This is a genomic window from Achromobacter sp. GbtcB20, assembly GCF_019091095.1.
GTDB lineage: Bacteria > Pseudomonadota > Gammaproteobacteria > Burkholderiales > Burkholderiaceae_B > Achromobacter > Achromobacter mucicolens.
Map to the genome: position 1 here is coordinate 1 of NZ_JAGXJZ010000955.1, position 232 is coordinate 232.

General features: G+C 61.6%; 1 pseudogene. It reads right to left on the reverse strand.

Features of this window, described 5'->3' with window-relative positions:
* Window positions 1-232, reverse strand: a pseudogene (gene nucC, locus KVT32_RS31805) (CBASS effector endonuclease NucC); the annotation flags it as partial.

Genomic DNA, 232 nt, shown 5'->3' on the forward strand with positions numbered 1-232 from the left:
GCGGTCGCCGGCTTGTTTTCGTTGGTGTAGCTGTACGCGCCGCTGGCTTGGTCATAGAAAAAGTGCCCGTGGGCGGCAACGCATCCGATGTCCAGACGCCCCTCGGTGAGGTTTGCGTTCAGCGCCTTGTCCATGGATGGGCCCAATGCAGGACTCCATTCGCTCTCGAAGGTGAGCAAGCCACCCAGAATCGGAATCAACGGCTTCGCTGGGTAGGTCCCGCCAGCGTGCG